The sequence below is a fragment of the Micromonospora yongxingensis genome, from assembly GCF_052601155.1.
Genome location: NZ_JBQXEO010000026.1, coordinates 15,111 through 39,755, shown reverse-complemented (window position 1 = coordinate 39,755; position 24,645 = coordinate 15,111). Strand labels below are relative to the sequence as shown.

The 24,645-nt window shown below is 70.8% G+C and carries 20 protein-coding genes and 1 pseudogene; 19 read left to right on the top strand and 2 right to left on the bottom strand.

The annotated features are described in order from the left end of the window. The first annotated feature begins 97 nt into the window (after positions 1 to 97). From ACTWLT_RS25700 to ACTWLT_RS25615, 18 genes are all read left to right on the top strand, one after another. Positions 98 to 808: a demethylmenaquinone methyltransferase gene (locus ACTWLT_RS25700; RefSeq protein WP_308209399.1), complete on the top strand. Its 711-nt coding sequence runs from the start codon at positions 98 to 100 to the stop codon at positions 806 to 808. A gap of 85 nt (positions 809 to 893) precedes the next feature. Beyond that, positions 894 to 1,118 carry a hypothetical protein gene (locus ACTWLT_RS25695; protein ID WP_252416201.1) on the top strand — a complete coding sequence of 75 codons (225 nt, stop codon included), beginning with the start codon at positions 894 to 896 and terminating at the stop codon, positions 1,116 to 1,118. 139 nt (positions 1,119 to 1,257) lie between these two features. Then, positions 1,258 to 2,535, top strand: a complete 1,278-nt coding sequence (locus ACTWLT_RS25690) for a geranylgeranyl reductase family protein (protein ID WP_252416200.1) — start codon at positions 1,258 to 1,260, stop codon at positions 2,533 to 2,535. A gap of 135 nt (positions 2,536 to 2,670) precedes the next feature. Continuing rightward, positions 2,671 to 3,036, top strand: coding sequence for an NADH-quinone oxidoreductase subunit A (locus ACTWLT_RS25685; RefSeq protein ID WP_121655464.1), 366 nt, complete (start codon positions 2,671 to 2,673; stop codon positions 3,034 to 3,036). Positions 3,037 to 3,050: 14 nt separating this feature from the next. After that, positions 3,051 to 3,728, top strand: coding sequence for a NuoB/complex I 20 kDa subunit family protein (locus ACTWLT_RS25680; RefSeq protein ID WP_252416199.1), 678 nt, complete (start codon positions 3,051 to 3,053; stop codon positions 3,726 to 3,728). A gap of 55 nt (positions 3,729 to 3,783) precedes the next feature. Then, a complete protein-coding gene (locus ACTWLT_RS25675; RefSeq protein ID WP_252416198.1) occupies positions 3,784 to 4,521 on the top strand; it encodes an NADH-quinone oxidoreductase subunit C in 738 nt (245 codons plus the stop codon). After that, positions 4,518 to 5,843 carry an NADH-quinone oxidoreductase subunit D gene (locus tag ACTWLT_RS25670; protein ID WP_445320557.1) on the top strand — a complete coding sequence of 442 codons (1,326 nt, stop codon included), beginning with the start codon at positions 4,518 to 4,520 and terminating at the stop codon, positions 5,841 to 5,843. The genes ACTWLT_RS25675 and ACTWLT_RS25670 overlap by 4 nt, the downstream gene beginning before the upstream one ends. Further along, complete coding sequence (gene nuoE / locus ACTWLT_RS25665; protein ID WP_445320556.1) at positions 5,840 to 6,994, top strand: NADH-quinone oxidoreductase subunit NuoE; 1,155 nt, start codon at positions 5,840 to 5,842, stop codon at positions 6,992 to 6,994. Before ACTWLT_RS25670 ends, nuoE begins: the two co-directional genes overlap by 4 nt. Continuing rightward, positions 6,991 to 8,307, top strand: a complete 1,317-nt coding sequence (gene nuoF / locus ACTWLT_RS25660; RefSeq protein ID WP_445320555.1) for an NADH-quinone oxidoreductase subunit NuoF — start codon at positions 6,991 to 6,993, stop codon at positions 8,305 to 8,307. The genes nuoE and nuoF overlap by 4 nt, the downstream gene beginning before the upstream one ends. Beyond that, positions 8,307 to 10,814: an NADH-quinone oxidoreductase subunit G gene (locus tag ACTWLT_RS25655; protein WP_445320554.1), complete on the top strand. Its 2,508-nt coding sequence runs from the start codon at positions 8,307 to 8,309 to the stop codon at positions 10,812 to 10,814. Before nuoF ends, ACTWLT_RS25655 begins: the two co-directional genes overlap by 1 nt. Then, the gene (nuoH, locus tag ACTWLT_RS25650) at positions 10,811 to 12,163 is read left to right on the top strand and encodes an NADH-quinone oxidoreductase subunit NuoH (protein WP_252416193.1); all 1,353 of its coding nucleotides are present in this window, start codon (positions 10,811 to 10,813) and stop codon (positions 12,161 to 12,163) included. The genes ACTWLT_RS25655 and nuoH overlap by 4 nt, the downstream gene beginning before the upstream one ends. A 1-nt stretch (position 12,164) precedes the next feature. Beyond that, positions 12,165 to 12,806, top strand: coding sequence for an NADH-quinone oxidoreductase subunit NuoI (nuoI, locus tag ACTWLT_RS25645; protein WP_252416192.1), 642 nt, complete (start codon positions 12,165 to 12,167; stop codon positions 12,804 to 12,806). Then, entirely contained in the window at positions 12,803 to 13,573 is a 771-nt protein-coding gene (locus ACTWLT_RS25640; RefSeq protein ID WP_252416191.1) for an NADH-quinone oxidoreductase subunit J, read from the top strand. Before nuoI ends, ACTWLT_RS25640 begins: the two co-directional genes overlap by 4 nt. Further along, a complete protein-coding gene (gene nuoK / locus ACTWLT_RS25635; RefSeq protein WP_007454601.1) occupies positions 13,570 to 13,869 on the top strand; it encodes an NADH-quinone oxidoreductase subunit NuoK in 300 nt (99 codons plus the stop codon). Before ACTWLT_RS25640 ends, nuoK begins: the two co-directional genes overlap by 4 nt. 11 nt (positions 13,870 to 13,880) lie before the next feature. Then, on the top strand, positions 13,881 to 15,806 hold the full coding sequence (gene nuoL / locus ACTWLT_RS25630) for an NADH-quinone oxidoreductase subunit L (protein WP_252416190.1): 1,926 nt from the start codon (positions 13,881 to 13,883) through the stop codon (positions 15,804 to 15,806). A 64-nt stretch (positions 15,807 to 15,870) separates the two neighbouring features. Beyond that, positions 15,871 to 17,403, top strand: coding sequence for an NADH-quinone oxidoreductase subunit M (locus ACTWLT_RS25625; RefSeq protein ID WP_445320553.1), 1,533 nt, complete (start codon positions 15,871 to 15,873; stop codon positions 17,401 to 17,403). Next, on the top strand, positions 17,400 to 18,953 hold the full coding sequence (nuoN, locus tag ACTWLT_RS25620) for an NADH-quinone oxidoreductase subunit NuoN (protein WP_445320552.1): 1,554 nt from the start codon (positions 17,400 to 17,402) through the stop codon (positions 18,951 to 18,953). Before ACTWLT_RS25625 ends, nuoN begins: the two co-directional genes overlap by 4 nt. Positions 18,954 to 19,045: 92 nt before the next feature. Beyond that, a complete protein-coding gene (locus ACTWLT_RS25615; RefSeq protein ID WP_252416187.1) occupies positions 19,046 to 20,131 on the top strand; it encodes a polyprenyl synthetase family protein in 1,086 nt (361 codons plus the stop codon). Here the strand turns inward: ACTWLT_RS25615 and ACTWLT_RS25610 are convergent. Then, a pseudogene (locus tag ACTWLT_RS25610) lies at positions 20,107 to 21,323 on the bottom strand (MFS transporter). The gene ACTWLT_RS25615 and the pseudogene ACTWLT_RS25610 overlap by 25 nt on opposite strands. Positions 21,324 to 21,477: 154 nt before the next feature. Here ACTWLT_RS25610 and ACTWLT_RS25605 point away from each other — a divergent pair. Then, positions 21,478 to 22,260, top strand: a complete 783-nt coding sequence (locus tag ACTWLT_RS25605) for an IclR family transcriptional regulator (protein ID WP_252416185.1) — start codon at positions 21,478 to 21,480, stop codon at positions 22,258 to 22,260. An 83-nt stretch (positions 22,261 to 22,343) separates the two neighbouring features. Here the strand turns inward: ACTWLT_RS25605 and ACTWLT_RS25600 are convergent, their stop codons facing one another. Next, positions 22,344 to 24,479 (bottom strand): PhoX family protein, encoded by a 2,136-nt coding sequence (locus tag ACTWLT_RS25600; RefSeq protein WP_445320551.1) that lies wholly within the window; start codon positions 24,477 to 24,479, stop codon positions 22,344 to 22,346. Between the last annotated feature and the right edge of the window lie 166 nt (positions 24,480 to 24,645).

Below are 24,645 nucleotides of genomic sequence, written 5' to 3'. Positions count from 1 at the left end.
CGAGGGCGGGGTGGGCGACCACCCCGCCCTTTCGCGTACGGGGTGCTCCGCGCCACCCAGCCGTCGTCGGCTCGACGGCGGCTGGCAGAGTGAAGGGGTGAGCCGTACCCCGCAGGGCCAGCGCGCCAGTCTGGACAAGCAGCCGCACGAGGTCGCCGCGATGTTCGACGGCGTGGCCGAGCGCTACGACCTGACCAACACGGTGCTCTCCTTCGGCCAGGACCGCTCCTGGCGTCGGTCCACCCGGGCGGCGCTCGGGCTGCGGCCCGGCGAGCGGGTGCTGGACGTCGGCGCGGGCACCGGCGTCTCGACGCGGGAGCTGGCCCAGTCGGGGGCGTACGCGGTCGGTGCCGACCTGTCGCTGGGCATGCTGTACGCCGGCAAGCGGGTCAGGCCCGAGGTGCCGCTGCTGGCGGGAGACGCCCTGCGGCTGCCGTTCGCCGACGCCAGCTTCGACGCGGTGACCATCTCCTTCGCGCTGCGCAACGTCAACGACACCGACGCCGCGCTGCGCGAGCTGGCCCGGGTCACCCGACCCGGTGGACGGTTGGTGGTCTGCGAGTTCAGCACCCCGGTCAACCCGGCGTTCCGGACGGTCTACCTGTCGTACCTGATGCGGTCGCTGCCGGCGGTGGCCCGTTCGGTGTCCAGCAACCCCGAGGCGTACGTCTACCTGGCCGAGTCGATCCGCGCCTGGCCGGACCAGGCGGCGCTGGCCGGGCGGGTCGCGGCGGCGGGCTGGGGCCGGGTGGCCTGGCGCAACCTGACCGGCGGGGTGGTCGCGCTGCACCGGGGGATCCGCGAGTAACGCCGGACCACGGCGCGGGCGCGGAGGATATTCAGATTTCGTGAATATCCGACTTTAGTCCACTTTGCCCCGTACGCTCGTCCGCATGACCGGAGCAGACCCGGCGGACCCGGTGGCCGCCACCGACGACGACGCGGCCGAACTCATCGCGCAGTTGCGCGCGCTGGCCGGTGCCGATCCGGCGGACGTCCGGCAGGTCGTCGCCGAGGTGTTGGGCGCGCTGGATCGGGCGGCCGGGGGCGCGCTGCGCGAGCACCTGCCGGAGACGATCCGGGTCGACGCGGGCCTGGACGCGCCCAGCCCGGCCTGACACCTGGCCGCTGTGGACGGTCATTGGCTGTCACATCGGCGAGTTAGGTACCCCTGATCCTGCGCTGGTATGACGCCGGTCATACACTCGTCCCGTCTGGCTTGTGAAGCATTTCACGAGCGTGCGGGAGGAGGCGCGAATGACCGCGGTGGAGCACGATGCCGACGTCATCGTCGTGGGCGCCGGTCCCGGTGGATCCGCAACGGCTTACCACCTGGCCCGGCACGGCGTTCGGGTGCTGCTGTTGGAGAAGACCGAGTTCCCCCGGGAGAAGGTCTGCGGCGACGGGCTGACCCCGCGCGCGGTGCGCCAGCTCATCCGGATGGGCGTGGACACCTCGCCCGAGGCCGGCTGGCTGCACAACCGCGGCCTGCGGGTGATCGGCGGCGGCGTGCGCCTGGAGCTGGACTGGCCCGACCTGGCCAGCTTCCCCAACTACGGTCTCGTGCGCACCCGACTGGACTTCGACGACCTGCTCGCCCAGCGGGCGGTGGCCGCCGGCGCCAAGTTGCAGACCAGCGTCAACGTGCTGGGCCCGGTGCTCGACGGCGACGGCCGGGTGACCGGCGTCGAGGCCGAGGTGGGCCCGGACAAGACCCCGGCCACCTTCCACGCCCCGCTGGTCGTGGCGGCCGACGGGGTCTCCGGCCGGTTTCCGCTCGCTCTCGGCCTGGCCAAGCGGGAGGACCGGCCGATCGGCGTCGCCGTCCGCCGCTACTACCGCTCGCCCGCCAAGCACGACGACAACTACCTGGAGTCGTGGCTGGAGCTGCGCAGCAAGGACAGCGGCGACAACCTGCTGCCCGGGTACGGCTGGATCTTCGGGCTCGGCGACGGGCGGGTCAACGTCGGTCTCGGCGTGCTCAACTCGTCCTCCGCGTTCGGCAAGACCAACTACCGCCGGCTGCTGACCGACTGGCTGGCGAACACGCCCGCCGACTGGGGCATGACCGACGAGACCAACGCCGACGGCCCGATCCTCGGCGCCGCGCTGCCGATGGGCTTCAACCGCGTGCCGCACTACACCCGCGGCGTCCTGCTGGTCGGTGACTCCGGCGGCATGGTCAACCCCTTCAACGGCGAGGGCATCGCGTACGCCATGGAGTCCGGCGAACTGGCCGCGGAGGTCGCGGTGCAGGCCCTCGCGCGGCCGGCCGGCCCGGAGCGGGAGCGGGCGCTGATGGCGTACCCGAACGAGCTGAAGGCCCGGCTCGGCGGCTACTACCGGCTGGGCGGCATCTTCGTGAAGCTGATCGGCCGTCCCGAGATCATGCGGATCGCCACCAAACACGGCATGCCGCACCCGACGCTGATGCGTTTCGTGCTCAAACTGTTGGCCAACCTGACCGACCCCCGTGGTGGGGACGCGATGGACCGGGTCATCAACGCGATGACGAAAGCAGCGCCAGCCGTATAAGTAGGACGGCATCGGTGCTGGTCACAGCGCCGACACCGACAAAGATCGACCCCCGCCGGCAGCCACCGCGAGGGACGTGAATAGTGTGATTTTCGTCAAGCACCGAGGGCAGGGAAGGACGAGCAGGAGAATACGATGTCGCTCTCGCCTTACGCACCGATCATCGGGCTGTTCGCCCTCGCCGCGGCGTTCTCGCTGTTCTCCGTTGGCGCCGCCCGCTTCGCCGGTCCCCATCGCTACAACAAGGCCAAACTCGAGGCTTACGAGTGCGGCATCGAGCCGAGCCCCCAGCCGGTCGGCGGTGGGCGGTTCCCGATCAAGTTCTACCTGACGGCGATGCTCTTCATCGTCTTCGACATCGAGATCATCTTCCTCTACCCCTGGGCGGTCTCGTTCGACGCCCTGCCGATCTTCGGCTTCGTGGAGATGGTCCTGTTCATCGTCGCGGTCTTCGTCGCGTACGCCTACGTGTGGCGGCGCGGCGGCCTGGACTGGGACTGAGGAAGGAACGTCAGATGGGCATCGAGGAGAAGCTTCCCGCCGGCGTCCTGCTCACCTCGGTGGAGAAGCTGGTCAACTGGTCCCGGAAGTCGTCCGTGTGGGGCGCCACCTTCGGCCTGGCCTGCTGCGCCATCGAGATGATGGCCGCCGGTGGCCCGCACTACGACATGGGTCGCTGGGGCATGGAGGTCTTCCGGGCCTCGCCCCGGCAGGCCGACCTGATGATCGTGGCCGGCCGGGTGAGTCAGAAGATGGCACCGGTGCTGCGCCAGATCTACGACCAGATGGCCGAGCCCCGCTGGGTGCTCTCCATGGGCGTCTGCGCCAGCAGCGGCGGCATGTTCAACAACTACGCGATCGTGCAGGGCGTCGACCACGTGGTGCCGGTCGACATGTACCTGCCCGGCTGCCCGCCCCGGCCCGAGATGCTCATCGACGCGATCCTCAAGCTCCGCGAGAAGATCATGTACGAGCCGCTGGGTCCGAACGGCCGCAAGATGCTGGCGGCCCGTCAGGAGCGCGGCGACATCCCCGTCGTGCCCTACGGCTCGATGCCGTCCTCGTACCGCAACGACAAGGCCCGGCGTGCCGAGTGGACCCAGGCGGTCCGCGAGGGGCGCGAGGAGCAGTTGCGGATCGAGAACTGGATGAACGCGCAGAACCACCTCCACGCGCAGAGGGGCCCCAAGTGAGCGTGCGGAGTACAGCGGAGCGGGGCCCCGCAGTCGGGAACGGAAGGTGGGCACGGTGACCGCACCGAACGACAGGAACAACGACGGCGGTGTGCCGGTACCGGTCACCCCGGCCGGCGCCAGCAGCACCGCCCCCGCCGAGTACCCGCCGGCCAGTCCGGCCGGCCGGGGGATGTTCGGCAACCAGGGCTCCGGCGACGTGTCCGGCTACGGCGGGCTGGTCCGCCAGCGCCAGCCGATCGAGGAGGCCGCCCGGCCGTACGGCGGCTACTTCGACGAGGTCCGCGACGCGCTGGAGGAGGCCTACCCGGCCTTCGGCGACGCGATCGAGAAGGTCGTGGTCGACCGGGGCGAGCTGACCCTGCACGTACGACCGGAGCGGATCGCCGAGGTCTGCCAGGTGATGCGGGACGACCTCGCGCTGCGCTTCGAGCTGTGCTCGTCGGTGTCCGGCGTGGACTACCTCGGTGCCGACGAGCGGCGCCTGCACGTGGTCTACCTGCTCACCTCGATGACCTACCGGCGCCGGGTCCGGCTGGAGGCCGCGGTCTCCGTCGAGAACCCGCACCTGCCCAGCGTGACCGCGGTCTACCCGACCGCGGACTGGCAGGAGCGCGAGGCGTACGACATGTTCGGCATCGTCTTCGACGGCCACCCCAACCTGACCCGGATCCTCATGCCGGACGACTGGGAGGGCCACCCGCAGCGCAAGGACTACCCGCTCGGTGGTGTGCCCGTCGAGTACAAGGGCGCCGAGATCCCGCCGCCGGACCGGAGGAGGTCCTACCAGTGACCACGTCTAACTACGCGACCGAGCGCGAGACCACCGAGGGCAGGGTCTTCACCGTCACCGGTGGGGACTGGGACACGATCGTCTCGGGCACCGACCCGATCCACGACGAGCGGATCGTGGTCAACATGGGTCCGCAGCACCCGTCCACGCACGGGGTGCTGCGGCTGGTCCTGGAGCTGGAGGGCGAGACGGTCCGCGAGGCCCGCTCGGTCATCGGCTACCTGCACACCGGCATCGAGAAGAACCTCGAATACCGCAACTGGGTGCAGGGCTCGACCTTCGTGACCCGGATGGACTACCTCGCTCCGCTGTTCAACGAGACGGCGTACGCGCTGGCGGTCGAGAAGCTGCTCGGCATCACCGACGACATCACCGAGCGGGCCACCACCATCCGCGTGCTGATGATGGAGCTCAACCGGATCTCCTCGCACCTGGTCTGGCTGGCGACCACCGGCATGGAGCTGGGCGCGATCTCGATCATGTTGTACGGCTTCCGCGAGCGGGAGTACATCCTCGACATCTTCGAGACCATCACCGGCCTGCGGATGAACCACGCGTACGTCCGGCCGGGCGGTGTGGCGCAGGACGTGCCGGACGAGGCGATCGTCAAGATCCGCGAGTTCCTGAAGATGATGCCGAAGAAGCTCAAGGAGTACGAGGACCTCCTCTCCGGCCAGCCGATCTGGACCGAGCGCACCAAGAACGTCGCGGTGCTGGACGTGACCGGCTGTGTGGCGCTCGGCATCACCGGTCCGGTGCTCCGCTCCGCCGGCCTCGCGTGGGACCTGCGCAAGACCATGCCGTACTGCGGCTACGAGACGTACGAGTTCGACGTGCCGACCCACCCCGACGGTGACGTGTGGGGCCGCTACCAGGTCCGGCTCGCCGAGATCCGGGAGTCGATGAAGCTGGTCGAGCAGGCGCTGGACCGGCTCCGTCCGGGTCCGGTGATGGTTGCCGACCGCAAGATCGCGTGGCCGGCGCAGCTGGCCATCGGCGTCGACGGCATGGGCAACTCGCTGGAGCACGTCGCGAAGATCATGGGTCAGTCGATGGAGTCGCTGATCCACCACTTCAAGCTGGTCACCGAGGGCTTCCGGGTCCCGCCCGGCCAGGTGTACGTCGGCATCGAGTCGCCCCGTGGCGAGTTGGGCGTGCACGCGGTCTCCGACGGTGGCACCCGGCCGTACCGGGTGCACTACCGGGAGCCGAGCTTCGTCAACCTCCAGGCCCTCCCGGCGATGGCCGAGGGCGGCCTGATCGCCGACGTGATCGCCGGCGGCGCCTCGTTGGACCCGGTGATGGGTGGGTGTGACCGATGACGACGACGTTCACTGACGAGACCCGGGAGCGGGCGCGCGAGATCATCGCCCGTTACCCGGCGGACCGGTCCCGCTCGGCGCTGCTGCCGCTGCTGCACCTGGTCCAGGCCGAAGAGGGGTACGTCTCCCCGGCCGGGGTCGCGTTCTGCGCCGAGGTGCTGGGGCTGAACAAGGCCCAGGTCGGCGCGGTGGCCACCTTCTACACCATGTACAAGCGGAAGCCGACCGGCGACTTCCTGGTCAGCGTCTGCACCAACACCATGTGCAACGTGCTGGGCGGCCAGGAGGTCTACGACACCCTCGCCGAGCACCTCGGCGTCGGGCACGACGAGACCACCGCCGACGGGAAGATCACCCTGGAGCACGCCGAGTGTCTGGCGGCCTGCGACTACGGCCCGGTGATGACCGTCAACTACGACTTCTTCGACGGCGTGGACGCGTCCACCGCCGTCGGGGTGGTCGACGAGCTGCGCGCCGGCGGCCGGCCGATGCCGACCCGGGGCGCCCGGCTCTGCACGCTGAAGGAGATGGCGGTGCAGCTCGCCGGTTTCGCCGACGGGCGTGAGGGCGCGGTCGCCGACGGCGGGCCGGGCGAGCCCACCCTGCGCGGGCTCCGGCTGGCGCAGCAGCACGGGGTCTCGGTGCCGGGCTTCGACCCGAACACTCCGATCCGCAGCAAGGCCGAGGCGGACAAGGCGGCCGCGAAGGCGAAGGCGGCCGAGGCTGCCGCGAAGCCGGTCGAGGCGCCCGCCGCGCAGGTCGGCCCGGTGAAGGGTGGCGACGGAGCGTCCGCTCCGACGGGTACGCCCCGCGTCGGCGAGCCCGCCGCCGCGACGGGCAGCACCGCGCCGGACGTGAAGGCACCGGACGACAAGTCGCCGCAGGTGCGTACCGCCGAGACCCGGCAGCCGGACGCGGCGACCCCCGCGCCGGACGCCCCTGGCACCAAGGTCCCGGCGGAGACCTCGCCGCCGGCCCCGCGCGACGCGCGGGAGGCGGAGGCCGCCGGCGTGGCGGCCAACGAGCCGGCCGGCGACGGCAAGCCCGCCGGTGACTCCACCGGCGCGCAGGAGCGCAACCTCAACGAAGCGTCGGCGAGCGCCGGTGGCGCGAACTCCGCCGGCGCGAGCGAAACGGGGGCACAGAAGTGACCACTCCCCGCCCGGAGACGCTGGCCAAGCTGACGCCGGTGCTGACCAAGCGCTGGCTGTCGCCGGACGCCTGGCGCATCGGCACCTACGAGCAGCTCGACGGCTACGCCGCGCTGCGCAAGGCCCTCAAGGCCCACCCCGACGACCTGATCCAGCTCATCAAGGACTCCGGGCTGCGCGGCCGGGGTGGCGCCGGTTTCCCCACCGGTCTCAAGTGGGGCTTCATCCCGCAGGGCGACGGCAAGCCGCACTACCTGGTGGTCAACGCCGACGAGGGCGAGCCGGGCACCTGCAAGGACCTGCCGCTGATGACCCACGACCCGCACGCGCTGGTCGAGGGCGTGATCATCGCGTCGTACGCGATCCGGGCCAGCCGCGCCTACATCTACATCCGGGGCGAGGCGGTGCACGCCGCGCGCCGGCTGCGCAACGCGGTCCAGGAGGCGTACGACAAGGGCTACCTCGGCCGCAACATCCTGCGCAGCGGCTACGACCTGGAGCTGGTGGTGCACTCCGGCGCCGGGGCGTACATCTGCGGCGAGGAGACGGCGCTGCTGGACTCGCTGGAGGGGTTCCGGGGTCAGCCCCGGCTGCGCCCGCCGTTCCCGGCCACCCACGGCCTGTACGCCAGCCCGACGGTGGTGAACAACGTCGGCACCATCGCCAGCGTGCCGCCGATCGTGCTCGGTGGAGCCGACTGGTGGAAGTCCATGGGCACGGAGAAGTCGTCCGGGCCGATGATCTACTCGCTCTCCGGCCGGATCGTCAACCCCGGCCAGTACGAGTGCTCGATGGGCATCACGCTGCGGGAGCTGCTGGAGCTGGCCGGTGGGATGCAGCCCGGCCACAACCTGCGGTTCTGGACCCCGGGCGGCTCGTCGACCCCGCTGCTCGCCGCCGAGCACCTGGACGTGCCCCTGGACTTCGAGGGGGTGGCGGCGGCCGGCTCGATCCTGGGCACCACGGCCACGCAGATCTTCTCCGACCAGGACTGCCCGGTCTACGCGACGTACCGGTGGCTGGAGTTCTACCACCACGAGTCGTGCGGCAAGTGCACGCCGTGCCGCGAGGGCAACTACTGGATGGTGCGGGTCTACCGTCGGATCCTCGCCGGCCAGGGAACCCACGAGGACCTGGACACCCTGCTGGACACCTGCGACAACATCCTCGGCCGCTCGTTCTGCGGTCTCGGTGACGGCGCGACCAGCTCGGTGACCTCGTCGTTGCAGTACTTCAAGCAGGACTACCTCGACTACATCGAGGGTCGTACCGCACCCAAGCTGTCGGAAAAGACCCTGGTAGGGGCGCACTGATGACCGACGTAGCCAAGCAGACCGAGACCGTCACCCTCACCATCGACGGCGTCGAGGTCACCGCCCCCAAGGGGACGCTGCTGATCCGGGTCGCCGAGCAGATGGGCACCGAGATCCCCCGGTTCTGCGACCACCCGCTGCTGGCTCCGGCCGGCGCGTGCCGGCAGTGCCTGGTCGAGGTGGAGGGGCAGCGCAAGCCGGTGGCCTCCTGCACCCAGGCCGTCGCCGACGGCATGGTCGTCCGCACCCAGATCACCTCGCCGGTGGCCAAGAAGGCGCAGGAGGGGGTGATGGAGCTGCTGCTGCTCAATCACCCGCTGGACTGCCCGATGTGTGACAAGGGCGGCGAGTGCCCGCTGCAGAACCAGGCGATGTCCACCGGCCGCACCGACTCGCGCTTCCACGAGCACAAGCGGGAGTACGAGAAGCCGATGGCGATCAGCAGCCAGGTGCTGCTGGACCGCGAGCGTTGCGTGCTCTGCCAGCGCTGCACCCGGTTCTCGGAGGAGATCGCCGGCGACAAGTTCATCGACCTGATGGGCCGGTCGTCCGCCGAAGAGATCAACATCTACCGGGACGACGCGTACGGCGAGCAGGGCGACGCGGGCGACGTGCCGTTCAACTCCTACTTCTCCGGTAACACCGTGCAGATCTGCCCGGTGGGTGCGCTGACCGGCGCCCAGTACCGGTTCCGGGCCCGCCCGTTCGACCTGGTCTCCAGCCCCAGCGTCTGCGAGCACTGCTCGGCCGGCTGCGGGCAGCGCACCGACTGGCGGCGCGGCAAGGTGCTGCGCCGGCTGGCCGGCGACGAGCCGGCCGTGAACGAGGAGTGGAACTGCGACAAGGGACGCTGGGGCTTCCAGTACACCCGGGCCACCGACCGGCTGACCAACCCGCTGGTCCGCGACGAGCGCACCGGTGAGCTGCGGGAGGCATCCTGGAGCGAGGCGCTCACCGTCGCCGCCGAGGGGCTGCGCGCGGCCCGGGACGGTGGGCAGGGCACGGCGGTGCTCACCGGTGGTCGGCTGACCGTCGAGGACGCCTACGCGTACGCGAAGTTCGCCCGGGTGGCACTGAACACCAACGACATCGACTTCCGGGCCCGGCCGGTCTCCCGCGAGGAGGCCGACTTCCTGGCCAGCTCGGTCGCCGGGGTCACCGACGTCACCTACACCGACGTGGAGAACGCGCCGGCCGTGGTGCTGGTGGGCCTGGAGCCGGAGGAGGAGTGCCCGATCCTCTTCCTGCGGCTGCGCAAGGCGTACCTGAAGAAGACGCTGACGGTGTACGCGCTGGCGCCGTTCGCCACCCGCGGGCTGGAGAAGCTGGGCGCAAAGCTGGCCCGGGTCGTGCCGGGCGAGGAGGCCAGCGTGCTGGCCGAGCACGCCACGGTCTCCGAGGCGCTGAGCGCACCGGGTGCGATCCTGATCGTCGGCGAGCGGCTGGCCAGTGTGCCGGGCGGGCTCTCCGCGGCGGCGGACGTGGCCCGGCGTACCGGCGCGAAGCTGGCCTGGGTGCCGCGACGCGCGGGTGACCGCGGCGCGGTCGACGCCGGCTGCCTGCCCAACCTGCTCCCCGGTGGTCGGCTGGTCAACGAGCCGGCCGCCCGGGCCGAGCTGGGTGAGGCTTGGGACATCCCGGCCGGGGTGATCCCGAGCCAGGCTGGTCGGGACACCGACCAGATCCTGTCGGCCGCGGCCAACGGGCAGCTCGGCGCGCTGGTGGTGGGCGGTGTGGACCCGGCCGACCTGGCCGACCCGCGGCTGGCCGAGGCCGCCCTGGACGCGGTGCCGTTCCTGGTCAGCCTGGAGCTGCGCGGCAGCGCGGTCACCCGGCGGGCCAACGTGGTGCTGCCGATCGCCCCGGTGGTCGAGAAGGCCGGGAGCTTCCTGGACTGGGAGGGCCGGCTGCGCCCGTTCGAGGCGGTTCTGCAGACCGCCGCGATGACCGACGGCCGGGTGCTCGACGCGCTGGCCGCGCTGCTCGACGTGCGGCTCGGCACCGCGGACGTGCCGAGCGTGCGCCGCGAGCTGGGCGCGCTGCCGGCGACGCGCACCCAGCGGCCGGCGCCGCCGTCGGTGGCGCCGGGCACCGTGCCGCACCCGCGCGCCGGGGAGGCCGTGCTGGCCACCTGGCACCAGCTGGTCGACCTGGGCACCCTGACCGACGGCGACGAGAACCTCGCCGGCACCGCCCGCCCGCCGGTGGTCCGGCTGGGCAAGGGCACCGCGGAGGCGCTGGGCGTCGCCGACGGCGACGCGGTCACGGTGGGCACCGACCGGGGGGCGCTCACCCTGCCGGCGGAGATCACCGAGATGCCGGACGGCGTCGTCTGGCTGCCGACCAACTCACCGGGCTCGACCGTGCGACGCAGCCTCGGGGCGACGTCCGGCGCGGTCGTCCGGATCTCCGTCCCCGCACCGGGCGCGGCCGTTCCGGCCGGGCGCGTGGCGGCGGACGAGGCCGGTCTCCCGGGTCCGCTCCTCAACGCTGGGGGTAACCAGTGAGCCCGTCCTACCTGGCCCAGGACCCGACGCTGGCCGATTTCGGCCGGGATCCGTGGTGGCTGGTCCTCATCAAGATTGTCTTCGCGTTCGCCTTCGGTCTGCTGGCCACCCTGCTCGGTGTCTGGTTCGAGCGGCGCGTGGTGGGCTACATGCAGGTGCGGCCCGGCCCCAACCAGGTCGGTCCGTTCGGCCTGCTGCAGACGCTCGCCGACGGTCTGAAGATGGCCTTCAAGGAGGACATCCTGCCGAAGGCGGCCGACAAGGTCGTCTACTTCTTCGCGCCGACCATCTCGGTGATCTGCGCGGTCACCGCGCTGTCGGTGGTGCCGTTCGGCCCGATGGTGAGCATCTTCGGCCACCACACGCCGTTGCAGGTCACCGACGTGCCGGTGGCGGTGCTGGTGCTGCTGGCCTGCTCCTCGATGGGCGTCTACGGCATCGTGCTGGGCGGGTGGGCCTCCGGCTCGACGTACCCGCTGCTCGGCGGCCTGCGGTCGAGCGCCCAGATGATCTCCTACGAGGTCGCCATGGGGCTCTCGATCGTGGCGGTGTTCATGACCGCCGGCACGATGAGCACCAGCGGGATCGTCGCGCAGCAGGGGCACGGCACCGAGCTGACGATCTTCGGCAACTCGATCCCGGCGCCGGGCTGGTACGCGATCCTGCTGCTGCCCAGCTTCATCATCTTCTTCATCTCCACCGTGGGCGAGACCAACCGGGCACCGTTCGACCTGCCCGAGGCCGAGTCCGAGCTGGTCGCCGGCTTCATGACCGAGTACAGCTCGCTGAAGTTCGCGCTCTTCATGCTCAGCGAGTACGTCGCGATGGTGACCATGTCCGCGGTCACCACCACGCTGTTCCTCGGCGGTTGGCGGGCGCCGTGGCCGATCACGATCTGGGAGGGCGCCAACTCCGGTTGGTGGCCGATGCTCTGGTTCTTCGGCAAGGTGATCGCGCTGGTCTTCGTCTTCGTGTGGCTGCGCGGCACGCTGCCCCGGCTGCGCTACGACCAGTTCATGCGCTTCGGCTGGAAGGTGCTGCTGCCGATCAACCTGGTCTGGATCCTGGTCCTGTCGGGCCTGCGCTCCATCGAGGACTGGGACTCGCGCGGCAAGCTGATCGCGGTCGGCATCCCGGCCGGCATCCTGCTGGTCGCCACGCTGTTCTGGCCCAACCGCCGGCCGCAGCCGAAGCCGACCACCCAGGAACAGGTGGACAACCGCCCCTACGGCAGCTTCCCGCTGCCACCGATGGATCTACAGGTACCACCGAGCCCGCGCATCACGCGCGTGGTCGCCGAGCGGGAGCCGGCCAACATCGCCACCGGCTCGGATTCCAGGGAGGTGTGACGTGGGCGCGATCACCGGAACGTTCAAGGGATTCGGGGTCACCTTCTCGCACATGTTCAGGAAGGTCGTCACCACCGACTACCCGTTCAAGCCGCCGGTGTCGGCGCCGCGCTACCACGGGCGGCACATCCTCAACCGGCACCCGGACGGCCTGGAGAAGTGCATCGGCTGTGAGCTGTGCGCGTGGGCCTGCCCGGCGGACGCGATCTACGTCGAGGGTGGCGACAACACCGACGAGCAGCGCTTCTCGCCGGGTGAGCGGTACGCCAGCATCTACCAGATCAACTACGCCCGCTGCATCTTCTGCGGGCTCTGCATCGAGGCCTGTCCGACGCGTTCGCTCACCATGAGCAACGAGTACGAGCTGGCCCGGGACAACCGACAGGACCTGATCTTCACCAAGGAGCAGCTGCTCGCGCCGCTCCTCGAGGGCATGGAGCAGCCGCCGCACCCGATGCGACTGGGCGACAGCGAGAAGGACTACTACGTCGGCGCGCTGGACAACCCGGGCACCTCCGCCGGTGCCGAGACGTCCCCGATGGGCCCCGGCCGCTACCACGTCGAGGAGCACCCCGGTGTGACGTTCCCGGGCGCCGAGCAGGCCGCCCAGCGCGCGGCGGCCGGCAAGGGAGAGGAAGCATGACCACGTCTACGGTGCTGGCCGCGGCGGGCGACGTGTCCGGCGGCGAGGAGATCACCTTCTGGATCCTCGCGCCGCTCGCGCTGATCGGCGCGATCGGGATGGTGGCCGCCCGTAACGCCGTGCATTCGGCGCTCTGGCTGGTGCTCACCATGCTCTGCCTGGGCGTGTTCTACGTGCTCCAGGCCGGGCCGTTCATCGGCATGGTGCAGATCATCGTCTACACCGGCGCGATCATGATGCTCTTCCTGTTCGTGCTGATGCTGGTCGGTCGGGACGCGTCCGATTCCCTGATCGAGACGCTGCGCGGCCAGCGGGTCGCCGCGATCGTGCTCGGGCTGGGCTTCGCCGGCCTGGTCGGCGGCGCGCTCTACCGGGCGATGGACGGAACGACCGCGGTCGGCCTGGAGCAGGCCAACGCGGAGGGCAACGTGCAGGGCATCGCACGGCTGCTCTTCACCAAGTACGTCTTCGCGTTCGAACTGACCTCGGCCCTGCTGATCACCGCGGCGGTCGGAGCCATGGTGCTCGCGCACATCGAGCGGCGTAAGCAGGACAAGGTCGACCAGCCGTCGACCATGCGCGCGCGCTTCGCGCCGGGCAACTACCCCGGCCCCAAGCCCGGCCCCGGTGTCTTCGCGACCTCCTCCTCGGTGGCCACCCCGGCGCGCCTGCCGGACGGACGGCTCACCGAGCGGAGCACGCCGGACATCCTGCCGGTGCGGGAGCTGACCGCCCAGGAGACCTCGCTGAAGGGGACGGACCAGTGACGCCCAACCACTACCTGGTGCTGGCCGCGGTGCTGTTCACCATCGGCGCGTCCGGGGTGCTCATCCGGCGCAACGCGATCGTGCTGTTCATGTGCGTGGAGCTGATGCTCAACGCGGCCAACCTGACCCTGGTCACCTTCAGCCGGATCAACGGCGACCTCAACGGTCAGATCATGGCGTTCTTCGTGATGGTGGTGGCGGCGGCCGAGGTCGTGGTCGGGCTCGCGATCATCATGTCGATCTTCCGGACTCGACGCTCGGCGAGTGTCGACGACGCCAACCTGCTCAAGTACTAAGGGGCAAGCAAGTGGAAGAGACTGTGCACTACGCAGAGGCCACGGGCTTGCTCGGCAGCGTCTGGCTGCTGGTGGCGATCCCGTTGGTCAGCGCGGCCGTCCTGCTGCTGCTCGGCCGGCGTGCCGACCGCTGGGGGCACTGGTTGGGCGTCGCCGCCATCGGTGCCGCGTTCGTGCTGGGCCTGTCCTCCTTCTTCCAGCTTCGCGGCCTGGAGAACAAGTCGGTCGAGTTGAGCCTCTGGGACTTCATCGCCGTCGGTGACCTGCGGGTCGACTTCGGCCTGCTGTTCGACCCGCTGGCCGCGGTCTTCGTACTCCTGATCACCGGGGTGGGCTTCCTGATCCACCTGTACGCGGTGGAGTACATGGCGCACGACGCGGGCCGCCGCCGGTTCTTCGCGTACTTCAACCTGTTCGTCGCGGCCATGCTGCTGCTGGTGCTCGGCAACAACTACGTGATGCTGTACTTCGGCTGGGAGGGCGTCGGTCTGGCGTCGTACCTGCTGATCTCCTTCTGGTACGGGCGGCCCAGCGCGGCCACCGCCGGCAAGAAGGCGTTCCTGATGAACCGGGTCGGCGACGCCGGCCTGGCCATCGGCATCTTCATCATGTTCGCCACGCTGGGCACCACCCAGTACGACGAGGTGTTCAACGGTGTCGGCGCGCTGACCGGCGCCACCGTGCTGGTGCTGGGCCTGCTGCTGCTGCTCGGCGCGGCAGGCAAGTCCGGCCAGTTCCCGCTCCAGGCGTGGCTGCCGGACGCGATGGAGGGCCCGACCCCGGTGTCGGCGCTCATCCACGCCGCCACCATGGTCACGGCGGGCGTCTACCTGATCGCCCGCTCCAACCCGATCTTCTCCGCGAACTCGACGCTCCAGCTCGTGGTGGTCAGCGTCGGCGCGCTCACCCTGCTGATGGGCTGCATCATCGGCGCGGCCAAGGACGACATCAAGCGGGTGCTCGCCTGGTCGACGGTGAGCCAGATCGGCTACATGTTCCTCGGCGTCGGCCTGGGCGGTGGGGCGTACGCGCTGGCCATCGTGCACCTGCTGGCACACGGCTTCTTCAAGGCCAACATGTTCCTGGGCGCCGGCTCGGTCATGCACGGGATGAAGGACCAGGTGGACATCCGCCGCTTCGGCGGGCTGTCGAAGCACATGAAGATCACCTGGTTGACCTTCATGATGGGCTGGCTGGCCATCATCGGCATGTTCCCGTTCTCCGGCTTCTTCTCGAAGGAGCCGATCATCGTGGCCGCCTTCGAGCGGGAGGACTGGACCGCCTGGCTCTTCGGCGGTGCGGCGCTGCTCGGCGCCGGGCTGACCGCGTTCTACATGACGCGGCTGTTCGTGCTCACCTTCCACGGCCCGAAGCGGTGGACCGAGGACATCGAGCACCCGCACGAGTCGCCGGCGTTGATGACCATCCCGCTGGTCCTGCTGGCGGTCGGCTCGGTCGGTGCCGGTTTCCTGCTCTCCACCTCGGTGCCGGACTGGCTGACGGCGACCGCCGGGCTGGGCGGCGAGCACGCCGAGCACGAGGCGGTCCTCTCGCACGCCGTGATCACCGTGCTCTCGCTGCTGGTCACCGTTCTCGGCGCCGGGCTGGCCTGGTTCCTGTTCCGTGCCGGTACGGCCACCGCGCCGCAGCCGGCCGGGGTGCTGGTCACCGCCGCACGGCGCAACCTCTACACCGACGCGGTGAACGAGGCGGTCTTCGAGAAGCCGGGCATCTTCCTCACCCGGGCGTTGGTCTACCTCGACAACCGGGGCGTCGACGGGCTGGTCAACGGGCTCGCCGCCGCGGTCGGCGGTGGCTCGGGCCGGCTCCGGCGGCTGCAGACCGGCTTCGTCCGCTCGTACGCCACCTCGATCCTGGCCGGTGCGCTGCTGGTGATGGCGGCGTTCCTGGCCGTGCAGGCGGGGTGGTTGGCGTGATCGACCTCTTTCCGGCCGCCCCCGCCGGCGGACCACGCAGTGACGACGGAGGTAAGGCCGCATAATGTCCAACTTCCCGTTCCTCTCGGTGCTCACCGTGGCGCCACTGGTGGGCGCCCTGGTGGTGGCCTTCCTGCCGCGCCACCGGCCGGAGCTGGCCAAGCAGGTGGCGTTCGTCTGGTCGCTGCTGGTGCTGGTGCTCTCGGTGGTGATGTGGGTCAGCTTCAAGGCCGGCGGTGACCGGTTCCAGTTCCGCGAGTCGTACTCGTGGATCCCGAACTGGGGCGTCAACTTCACCTTCGCCGCCGACGGCATCGCGCTGGTGATGCTGATGCTGATCGCGGTGCTGGTGCCGCTGGTGATCCTGGCGTCCTGGCACGACGCGGAGTCGTCGAAGCGGTCGGTGCCCGTCTACTTCGCGTTGCTGCTGGTCCTCGAGTGCACGATGATCGGCGTCTTCGCCGCCGCCGACGTCTTCCTGTTCTACGTGTTCTTCGAGGTCATGCTGGTGCCGATGTACTTCCTGATCGGCAGCTACGGCGGCCACCAGCGGCAGTACGCGGCGGTGAAGTTCTTCCTCTACTCGCTCGTCGGCGGCCTGTTCATGCTGGCCGCGGTGATCGGGCTCTGGGTGGTCGGCGGCAAGACCTTCGACTGGCAGGCGCTGTCGCAGGTCGACATCAGCACCGGCACGGAGCGTTGGCTGTTCCTCGGCTTCTTCCTCGCGTTCGCCATCAAGGCGCCGTTCTTCCCGTTCCACACCTGGCTGCCGGACGCCGGTGGCGCCGCCCCCGCGGGCGCCGCGGCGCTGCTGGTCGGCGTACTGGACAAGGTCGGCACGTTCGGCATCCTGCGCTACTGCCTGCCGCTGTTCCCCGAGGCGTCGAAGTGGTTCGCGCCGTGGGCGCTGGCGCTCGGCGTGATCGGCATCGTGTACGCCGCGCTGCTGGCGGTCGGCCAGAACGACCTCAAGCGGCTGGTGTCGTACACCTCGATCGCGCACTTCGGCTTCATCGGGGTGGGCATCTTCGCCTTCACCACCCAGGCCGGCACCGGCGCGGTGCTCTACATGCTCAACCACGGCTTGGCCACCGGCCTGCTCTTCCTGGTGGTGGGCATGCTGATCGCCCGGCGTGGCTCGGCGTTGATCAGTGACTTCGGTGGTGCCGGCAAGTTGGTCCCGGTGCTCGCCGGGGTGCTCTTCTTCGCCGGTCTCGCCTCGCTCGCGCTGCCCGGCACCGCGCCGTTCATCTCCGAGTTCCTGGTGCTGATCGGCACGTTCACGGTGAACAAGCCGGTCGCGGTCATCGCCACGCTCGGCATCATCCTGGCCGCCGCGTACGTGCTGTGGATGGTGCAGCGCACCACCCAGGGCACCCTCAACCCGGCCCTGACCGAGGTCGACGGGATGCGCCGGGACCTCAACCTGCGCGAGAAGGTCGTGGTCGCCCCGCTGATCGCGCTGATCGTGCTGCTCGGCTTCTACCCGAAGCCGGTCACTGACGTGATCAACCCGGCCGTCCAGGCGACCATGGACGACATCGGCAGGACCGACCCCGCCCCGTCGGTGGGCACCGTCCAGGAGGCGGCAAAGTGACCGAGTTGAAACTGCCGTCGCTCGACTACGCGGCACTCGCCCCAATCCTGATCATGCTGGGCACCGCGTTGGTCGGCGTGCTGGTCGAGGCCTTCGTGCCCCGGCGCTCGCGGCACGTCGTGCAGCTGACGCTGGCCCTGCTGGCCGTCCTCGCCGCGCTGACCATGGTGGTCCTCAACGCCGACGACCGGCTCATCACCGCCGGCCAGGCCATCTCGGTGGACGGGCCGACGCTCTTCCTCCAGGGCGCGATCCTGGTGCTGGCCGCGATGGCGCTGCTGCTGATCGGCGACCGTTCGGTGGAGCGGGGCGGCGCGTTCGTCGCGCAGGCCGCGGTGACCGCCGAGTCGGCCGACGACCGGCGGCAGGCCGAGGGGCGCAACGGCCTCACCGAGATCTACCCGCTGACGACGTTCGCGATCGGCGGCATGCTGATCTTCGTGGCGGCGAACGACCTGCTGACCATGTTCATCGCGCTGGAAGTCTTCTCGCTGCCGCTGTACCTGCTCTGCGCGCTGGCCCGTCGCCGGCGGCTGCTGAGTCAGGAGGCGGCGATGAAGTACTTCCTGCTCGGCGCGTACGCCTCGGCGTTCTTCCTGTTCGGGGTGGCCCTGATCTACGGGTTCACGTCCGGGATCCCGGGCCGTGGGGCCGGGGTCGACTTCTCCACGATCAACGCGGCGGTGACCGAGTCGCCGGCCAGCCCGGTGCTGCTCTTCGCCGGCATGGCGCTGCTCGCCATCGGCCTGCTCTTCAAGGCCGCGGCGGCTCCGTTCCACGTCTGGACGCCGGACGTCTACCAGGGCGCACCGACCCCGGTGACCGGCTTCATGGCCGCCTGCACCAAGGTCGCCGCGTTCGGCGCGCTGCTGCGTGTCTTCCACGTGGCGTTCGCCGGTGCCGCCTGGGACTTCACCCCGGTGCTCGGCGCCGTGGCGGTACTGACCATGCTGGTCGGCGCGGTGCTCGCGGTCACCCAGACCGACATCAAGCGGCTGCTCGCGTACTCCTCGATCGCCAACGCCGGCTATTTGCTGGTCGGTGTGCTGTCGCCGAGCCGTGACGGGCTCTCCGGGACGATGTTCTACCTGGTCGCGTACGGATTCTCGGTGCTCGCCGCGTTCGCGGTCGTCACCCTGGTCCGCGACGCCGACGGGGAGGCCACCCACCTGTCCCGCTGGGCCGGGCTGGGTAGGCGCTCGCCGTTCTACGCCGGCCTGTTCACGTTCATCCTGCTGGCCTTCGCCGGCATCCCGCTCACCAGCGGCTTCACCAGCAAGTTCGCGATCTTCGGGCCGGCGCTGGACGGCGGCCAGGCGTGGCTGGTGATCGCCGGTGTGCTGACCAGCATGGTGCTGGCCTTCCCGTACCTGCGGGTCGTGGTGATGATGTGGCTGTCCGAGCCGGGCGAGTCCACCCCGACGGTCACCGTGCCCGGTGGGCTCACCTCCGCCGCTCTGATGATCGGCGTCCTGGCCACCCTGGTGCTGGGTGTCGCCCCGGCGCCGCTGCTCGATCTGGCTACCGGAGCCGCCGACTTCGTGCGGTGACGACAGCTTCGGCGACCCGGGGGCCGGCACGCGTTCGCGTGCCGGCCCCCGCGTGCATATCCCCGACCCGGAGCAGGTAGAACGGGTGTGGCATGGTTGATGGCGTGGTGATTCCGGCTGGCGAGCGTTCAGGTGCCACCGGCCCCGGCGGTCGCCGGGGTCGGGCGAGCACGAGTCAGTTCGGCGCGCTCGGCCTCCATCTCGCCGATCCCCGCGTCGAGGCGTCCGTGCTGGGTCTGCTCGACACGGTCGAGGTCGACCTGCGGGCCAGTGTGGCCAGCGCCGACCCGTTCGTCACCGAGGCCGCCCGGCACCTCGTCGAGGCCGGTGGGAAGCGGTTCCGGCCGCTGCTGGTGGCGCTGGGCGCCCAGTTCGGTGACCCGGCCGCCCCGAACGTGGTCCCGGCGGCCGTGGTGATGGAGCTCACCCACCTGGCCACCCTCTACCACGACGACGTGATGGACGAGGCCGCCGTGCGGCGGGGCGCGCCGAGCGCCAACTCCCGCTGGACCAACTCGGTCGCCATCCTGGTCGGTGACTACCTCTTCGCCCGGGCCGCGGACATTGCGGCCGACCTGGGCCCGGAGGCCGTCCGCCTGCAGGCGCGCACCTTCGCCCGGCTGGTGCACGGTCAGATCGCGGAGACCGTCGGGCCCCGCGCCGGTGACGACCCGGTCGCGCACTACCTGCACGTGATCGCCGAGAAGACCGGCTCCCTGATCGCCACGTCGGCCCGGTTCGGCGGCATGTTCGGTGGGGCCTCCGCCGAGCACGTCGAGGCGCTGGCCGGGTACGGCGAGACCATCGGCGTCGCGTTCCAGCTCTCCGACGACCTGCTGGACATCGCCTCCGAGTCGGTGCAGTCCGGCAAGACGCCCGGCACGGACCTGCGTGAGGGCGTTCCGACGCTGCCGGTGCTCTACGCCCGCGCCGCGGACGACTCCGACGCGGCGTCGGTGCGGCTGCGCGAGATCCTGGCCACCGGCCCGCTGACCGACGACGCGCTGCACGCCGAGGCGCTGGGCCTGCTCCGGGAGAGCCCGGCGCTCAAGCGGGCCCGGGAGACGGTGCGCAGCTACGCCGAGGACGCCCGCGCGCGGCTGGCCCCGCTGCCCACCGGCCCGTCCCGCCGCGCCCTCGAGTCGCTCTGCGACTACATCGCCGACCGCACCAGCTGATCCCCGCCCCGACCCGTGCCGGCGGCGGTGCGGGTCAACAGGCGGCTGCCGACGAGCATGAGGGCGGCGGCGAGCAGCATGGACACCGCCGCCGTGCTCCACATCGTCGGGTAGCCCAGGTGGGCGGCGAGCGGGCCCAGGGTCAGCGGTCCGAGGCAGCCGCCCGCGTACACCCCGGTCTGGGTGATCGAGGTGGCGGCGGCCGGGGCCTGCGGGTGGAGCCGGACCACCGCGAAGTTCATCAGGCCGGGCCAGGCCCAGCCGAGGCCGAAGCCGAGCACCACGCCCGCCACCAGTGGCACCGCGCCGGTCAGGGCGAGCAGACCCAGCCCGGCCGCGCCGACCACCAGCATCGCGGCGATCAGCGCCACGTGGCCGCTGGACCGCCGGTCGGCCAGCCAGCCGGCGCCGACCCGGGCCAGCACGCAGACCGCGCTGCCCAGGGTCAGGGTGAGGCCGGCGAGGCCCGGTGAGAGGCCACGGGCGGCCGCCGAGTCCACCAGGAAGGTGCCGAGGGCGTTGGCCGCGCCCGAGGCCAACGTCGCCGCCGCGCCGACCACCACCAGCGCCGCCGTGGCCCGGCCCGCGCGCCCGGTGCCGGTCCGCCGGGCGCGGCCGGCCTGCTGACGGGGTACGGATGGCAGCGTCGTCAGCGCCGCGCCGGCGGCCACCACGAACGCCCAGCGCCAACCGGCGGTGAGCGCGATGGTGGGCACCGCCGCGCCGGCCAGCAGGGTCGAGACAGGAATGGCCGCCTGCTTGACGCCGAACGACAGCCCCTGGCGGCGGGCGGGGACGTGCTGGGCCAGCGCGGCGTTGCTGGCCAGTTGGCCGAGGGCGTTCGCGCCGGCGCTCAGCGCCAGCAGCCCCACCAGCACCGGGTACGACCGGGCGAGCACTGCCACGGCCAGCATCGACCCGCGGACAGCAGGATGCCGCAGCGGGCCACCACGGCGGGCCCGTACCGCTCGACGAGGCGGCCGGAGGGCACCGAGGCCAGCGCGCTGACCCCGAAGTAGACGGCGACGGCCAGGCCCAGGCCGGCCGGGGAGAAGCCGAGGTCCTCGCCCATCTGCACGGCGAGGCCACCGAGCAGGAAGACGGGCAGTACGCAGGCGATGGTCGTGGCGACGGCGCCGGCGCTGACCCGGACCGGGCGGGTCGGGGCGGGGGTGGAGGCGGTGTTGGTCATCGTCCGGCAAACCTACGCGAGACCCGCTCAGGCCACTCCGTGTGACCGGCGAGGCACAAGGCGTGGATGGTGATCTGGCATCCTCGACCCGAACAGGCATATCGCACCCGGCCTGTATTTCATATGGTGTAAGTCCCCGGCGGCGGAGGTGGTTGTGCGCGACCCCTTGGCAGAACCTTCGGACCTGATCCGCAGCGTGTCCCGAGCGCTGCGGGTCCTGGAGTCGGTCGGTCGCGCCCCGAAGGGCCTGACCGTCAAACAGATCGCCCGGCGGTGCGAGCTGACCGTGGCCACCACGTACCACCTGGTGCGCACACTCGCCTACGAGGGCTACGTGATCCGTCGGGAGGACGGCACGTACATCGTGGGGTTGGAGGTGGCCGACCGCTACCGCGAGCTGGTCACCGCCTTCCGTGGCCCGCCGGCCGTCGGTGAGACCCTGCGCAGGGCCGCCGTCGACACCGGCTACAGCCACTACCTGGGTCGCTTCGTCGGCGGCCAGGTGGCCCTCACAGCGGTCGCGGAGGGGCACCGCTCGCCCTACCTGGAGGACCTGGTCCCCGGCTTCGACGAGGGGGCGCACGCCACCGCGCTCGGCAAGTCGCTGCTCGCCACCCTCACCGCCGAGCAACGCTTCCGCTACCTGCGGGAGTACGGCATGCGCCCGTTCACCACGGCCACGCTGACCAGCACCGAGGCGTTCGAGGCCGACCTGGCCGCCGGCGACCGGCGCGGCATGCAGTTGGAGATGGGGCAGTTCCGCCAGGGGGTCGCCTGCGCGGCGGTGCTCGTCTCGCCGGACAAGGACATGGAACGGCGGGTCGTGCTGGCCTGCGCGCTGCCGGCCAGCGAGATGATGACCTCCGCCCGGGTTGTCCGGGCCAAGCTGCTCACCGTCGCCCGCGCCGTCGCCGACGGCATCGCCGCCGACCACTGACCCCCGCACGACGCCGAGAGGCCCTCTCCCAGGCTGGGAGAGGGCCTCTCGGGGCGGTCCAGCACCGGACCGCCGGAGTGACGTCAGCTGCCCACCGGGCCGCCGTCGGGGCGCCAGGTGACCACCACGCCCGGCTTGGCGTAGTCGCCGTCCGGCCAGTTCGAGGCCGGGTTCTCCACCGAGGCGCCGGTGATCTCACCCGGGTGCTGCACGGCGACGAAGACCGAGCGGTTGTCGCCGGTGATGAACGGGCCGCAGGTCTCGGCGCCGAGCGGAACGGTCAGGAACTGCTTGAGGTGACCCCGCTCCGGGCCTTCCACGGCGGTGGCGAAGAGGCCGTCGTTGCTGCCCAGCGCGTTGCCGTCGGTGGAGATCCACAGGTTTCCGGTGGCGTCGAAGGCGACGTTGTCCGGGCAGGAGATCGGGGAGACCTTGGTCTTGTCGTACCCGGCGAAGAAGGTCGACGGGTCCGTCGGGTCGCCGCAGACGATCGGCAGCGACCAGGCGAAGTTCTCGGCGGTGTTGTCGCCGCGGTCCTCGACCAGCTCCAGGATCTGCCCGTGCTTGTTGGCGGTCCGCGGGTTGGCCTCGTCCGCCTTCGGGTTGCTGCCGACGCCCCGGTTGGTGTTGTTCGTCAGCGCCACGTACACCTTGCCGGTGAGCAGGCTCGGCTCGACGTCCTCCGGGCGGTCCATCTTGGTCGCGCCGACCTTGTCGCCGGCGACCCGGGTGAAGGTGAGCACGTCGGCGGCGGTCATCCCGTCGACGAACGAACGGTTGCCGCTGACCAGCTTGATCCAGCGGCCCCGGCCGTTGAACGCGCCGTCGGTGGGGAGCTTGCCCGAGCCGTCGATCTCGCCGGCGCTGGTCTGTTCCAGCTGCGCGACGTAGAGCGTGCCTGACTCCAGCAGCGTCAGGTTGTGCTTGCGGGCGGCCCAGGAGTTGCCCTTCAGGAACTTCTTGTCCGAGACGAACTTGTAGAGGTAGTCGAACCGCTCGTCGTCGCCCATGTACGCGACCACGTGCCCGTCCCTGGCCACGATGACGTTCGCGCCCTCGTGCTTGAACCGGCCCATCGCGGTGTGCTTGCGCGGGCGGCTCTCCGGGTCGAACGGGTCGATCTCGACGATCCAGCCGAACCGGTGCGCCTCGTTCGGGTGCTTCGCCAGGTCGAAACGCTCGTCCGCCCGCTCCCACTTACGGCTGCCAGTGGGGTAGCGGGACGCGGTGCTGATGCCGTAGCGGTCCATCTTCGGCTTCAGCTCCGCGGGGACGCCGTCGGCGCCGACGAAGTACTGGTTGAAGTTCTCCTCGCCGGAGAGCACCGTGCCCCAGGGGGTCACCCCGCCGGCGCAGTTGTTCAGCGTGCCGACGACCGTGCGGCCCTTCGGGTCGGCGGCGGTCTTCAGCCACGCCGAGCCGGCGGCCGGGCCGGTCAGGTCGAACTTGGTGCTCAGCGCGGTGACCCGGCGGTTGTACGGCCGCCGACCGTTGTCGACCGGCGTCCACTGCCCGGTGCCGGCGACCCGCTCGATCTCCACCACGGACATGCCGTGCGCGGCCATCGCGGTGCGCAGCTGCTCCACCGAGAGCCCGTCCAGGCCGGGGAAGCCTGGGAACATCAGGTCCTCGTTGGTGTACTCGTGGTTGACCACGAGCAGCGCCCGGTTGCCCCGCTTGTCCAGCGGCAGCACGCCCACGAAGTCGTTGTTGTAGCCGAACTGCTTGGACTGTGCCGCCGCGGTCTGCCTGTGCACGTTGAACTCGGGCGCGCCCGGCACCACCGGGTCGCCCCACTTGATCACGACGGCGTGGTCGTACCCGTTCGGCACGACCAGGGTGTCCAGCTTGTTCGGCGGGATCGGCTTGAAGCTCAGCTTGCCGTTGCCGACACCGGTGGTGGGACGCCCGAAGCCGAAGGCCTCCGGGACGTCCGGGAGCTCCGGGGTGGTGGGAGCCGCCATGGCGGGGGCGGCGCCGGCCAGCGCACCGGCCGCAGCGCCACCGAAACCGAGCACCAGCGCGCCGACCGCGCCGGCCCGGACCACGCCGCGCCGCGAGACCTCCGCGTTCACCACGTCCCCGAAGTACGCGTTGTCGGACGTGTTCGGAACCGGGTGGTCGCAGGCGTTTCCACAGCGGTAGAGACAGGTCATGGCGTCGCGGGTGCCGTGGCGGTTGGCACCCAACAGCGGGAGCAGCCGGGGACGGTCGCTCATGGGAGAAGCCTCCTGGGAAGGTCGGTGGCACGGCTGGATCAGGCATCGGCCGGGCGTACCTGCCGGACGCTAGGAGGACGTGGTGAGCGCTCGTCAGCCGCGATGTGAACCAGGCGTGAACAAGTCGCCGGACGCCTATCGATGCGCAACCGGTCTGACCTCGGGC

Bases quoted from the DNA above. Each gene is read 5' to 3' on its own strand.
- nuoE (WP_445320556.1), top strand. From the start codon at position 5,840: ATGACGACGACGTTCACTGACGAGACCCGGGAGCGGGCGCGCGAGATC.
- ACTWLT_RS25685 (WP_121655464.1), top strand. From the start codon at position 2,671: ATGTCGCTCTCGCCTTACGCACCGATCATCGGGCTGTTCGCCCTCGCC.
- ACTWLT_RS25600 (WP_445320551.1), bottom strand. From the start codon at position 24,479: ATGAGCGACCGTCCCCGGCTGCTCCCGCTGTTGGGTGCCAACCGCCAC.
- ACTWLT_RS25655 (WP_445320554.1), top strand. From the start codon at position 8,307: ATGACCGACGTAGCCAAGCAGACCGAGACCGTCACCCTCACCATCGAC.
- ACTWLT_RS25680 (WP_252416199.1), top strand. From the start codon at position 3,051: ATGGGCATCGAGGAGAAGCTTCCCGCCGGCGTCCTGCTCACCTCGGTG.
- ACTWLT_RS25640 (WP_252416191.1), top strand. From the start codon at position 12,803: ATGACCACGTCTACGGTGCTGGCCGCGGCGGGCGACGTGTCCGGCGGC.
- ACTWLT_RS25615 (WP_252416187.1), top strand. From the start codon at position 19,046: ATGGTTGATGGCGTGGTGATTCCGGCTGGCGAGCGTTCAGGTGCCACC.
- ACTWLT_RS25690 (WP_252416200.1), top strand. From the start codon at position 1,258: ATGACCGCGGTGGAGCACGATGCCGACGTCATCGTCGTGGGCGCCGGT.
- ACTWLT_RS25695 (WP_252416201.1), top strand. From the start codon at position 894: ATGACCGGAGCAGACCCGGCGGACCCGGTGGCCGCCACCGACGACGAC.
- ACTWLT_RS25625 (WP_445320553.1), top strand. From the start codon at position 15,871: ATGTCCAACTTCCCGTTCCTCTCGGTGCTCACCGTGGCGCCACTGGTG.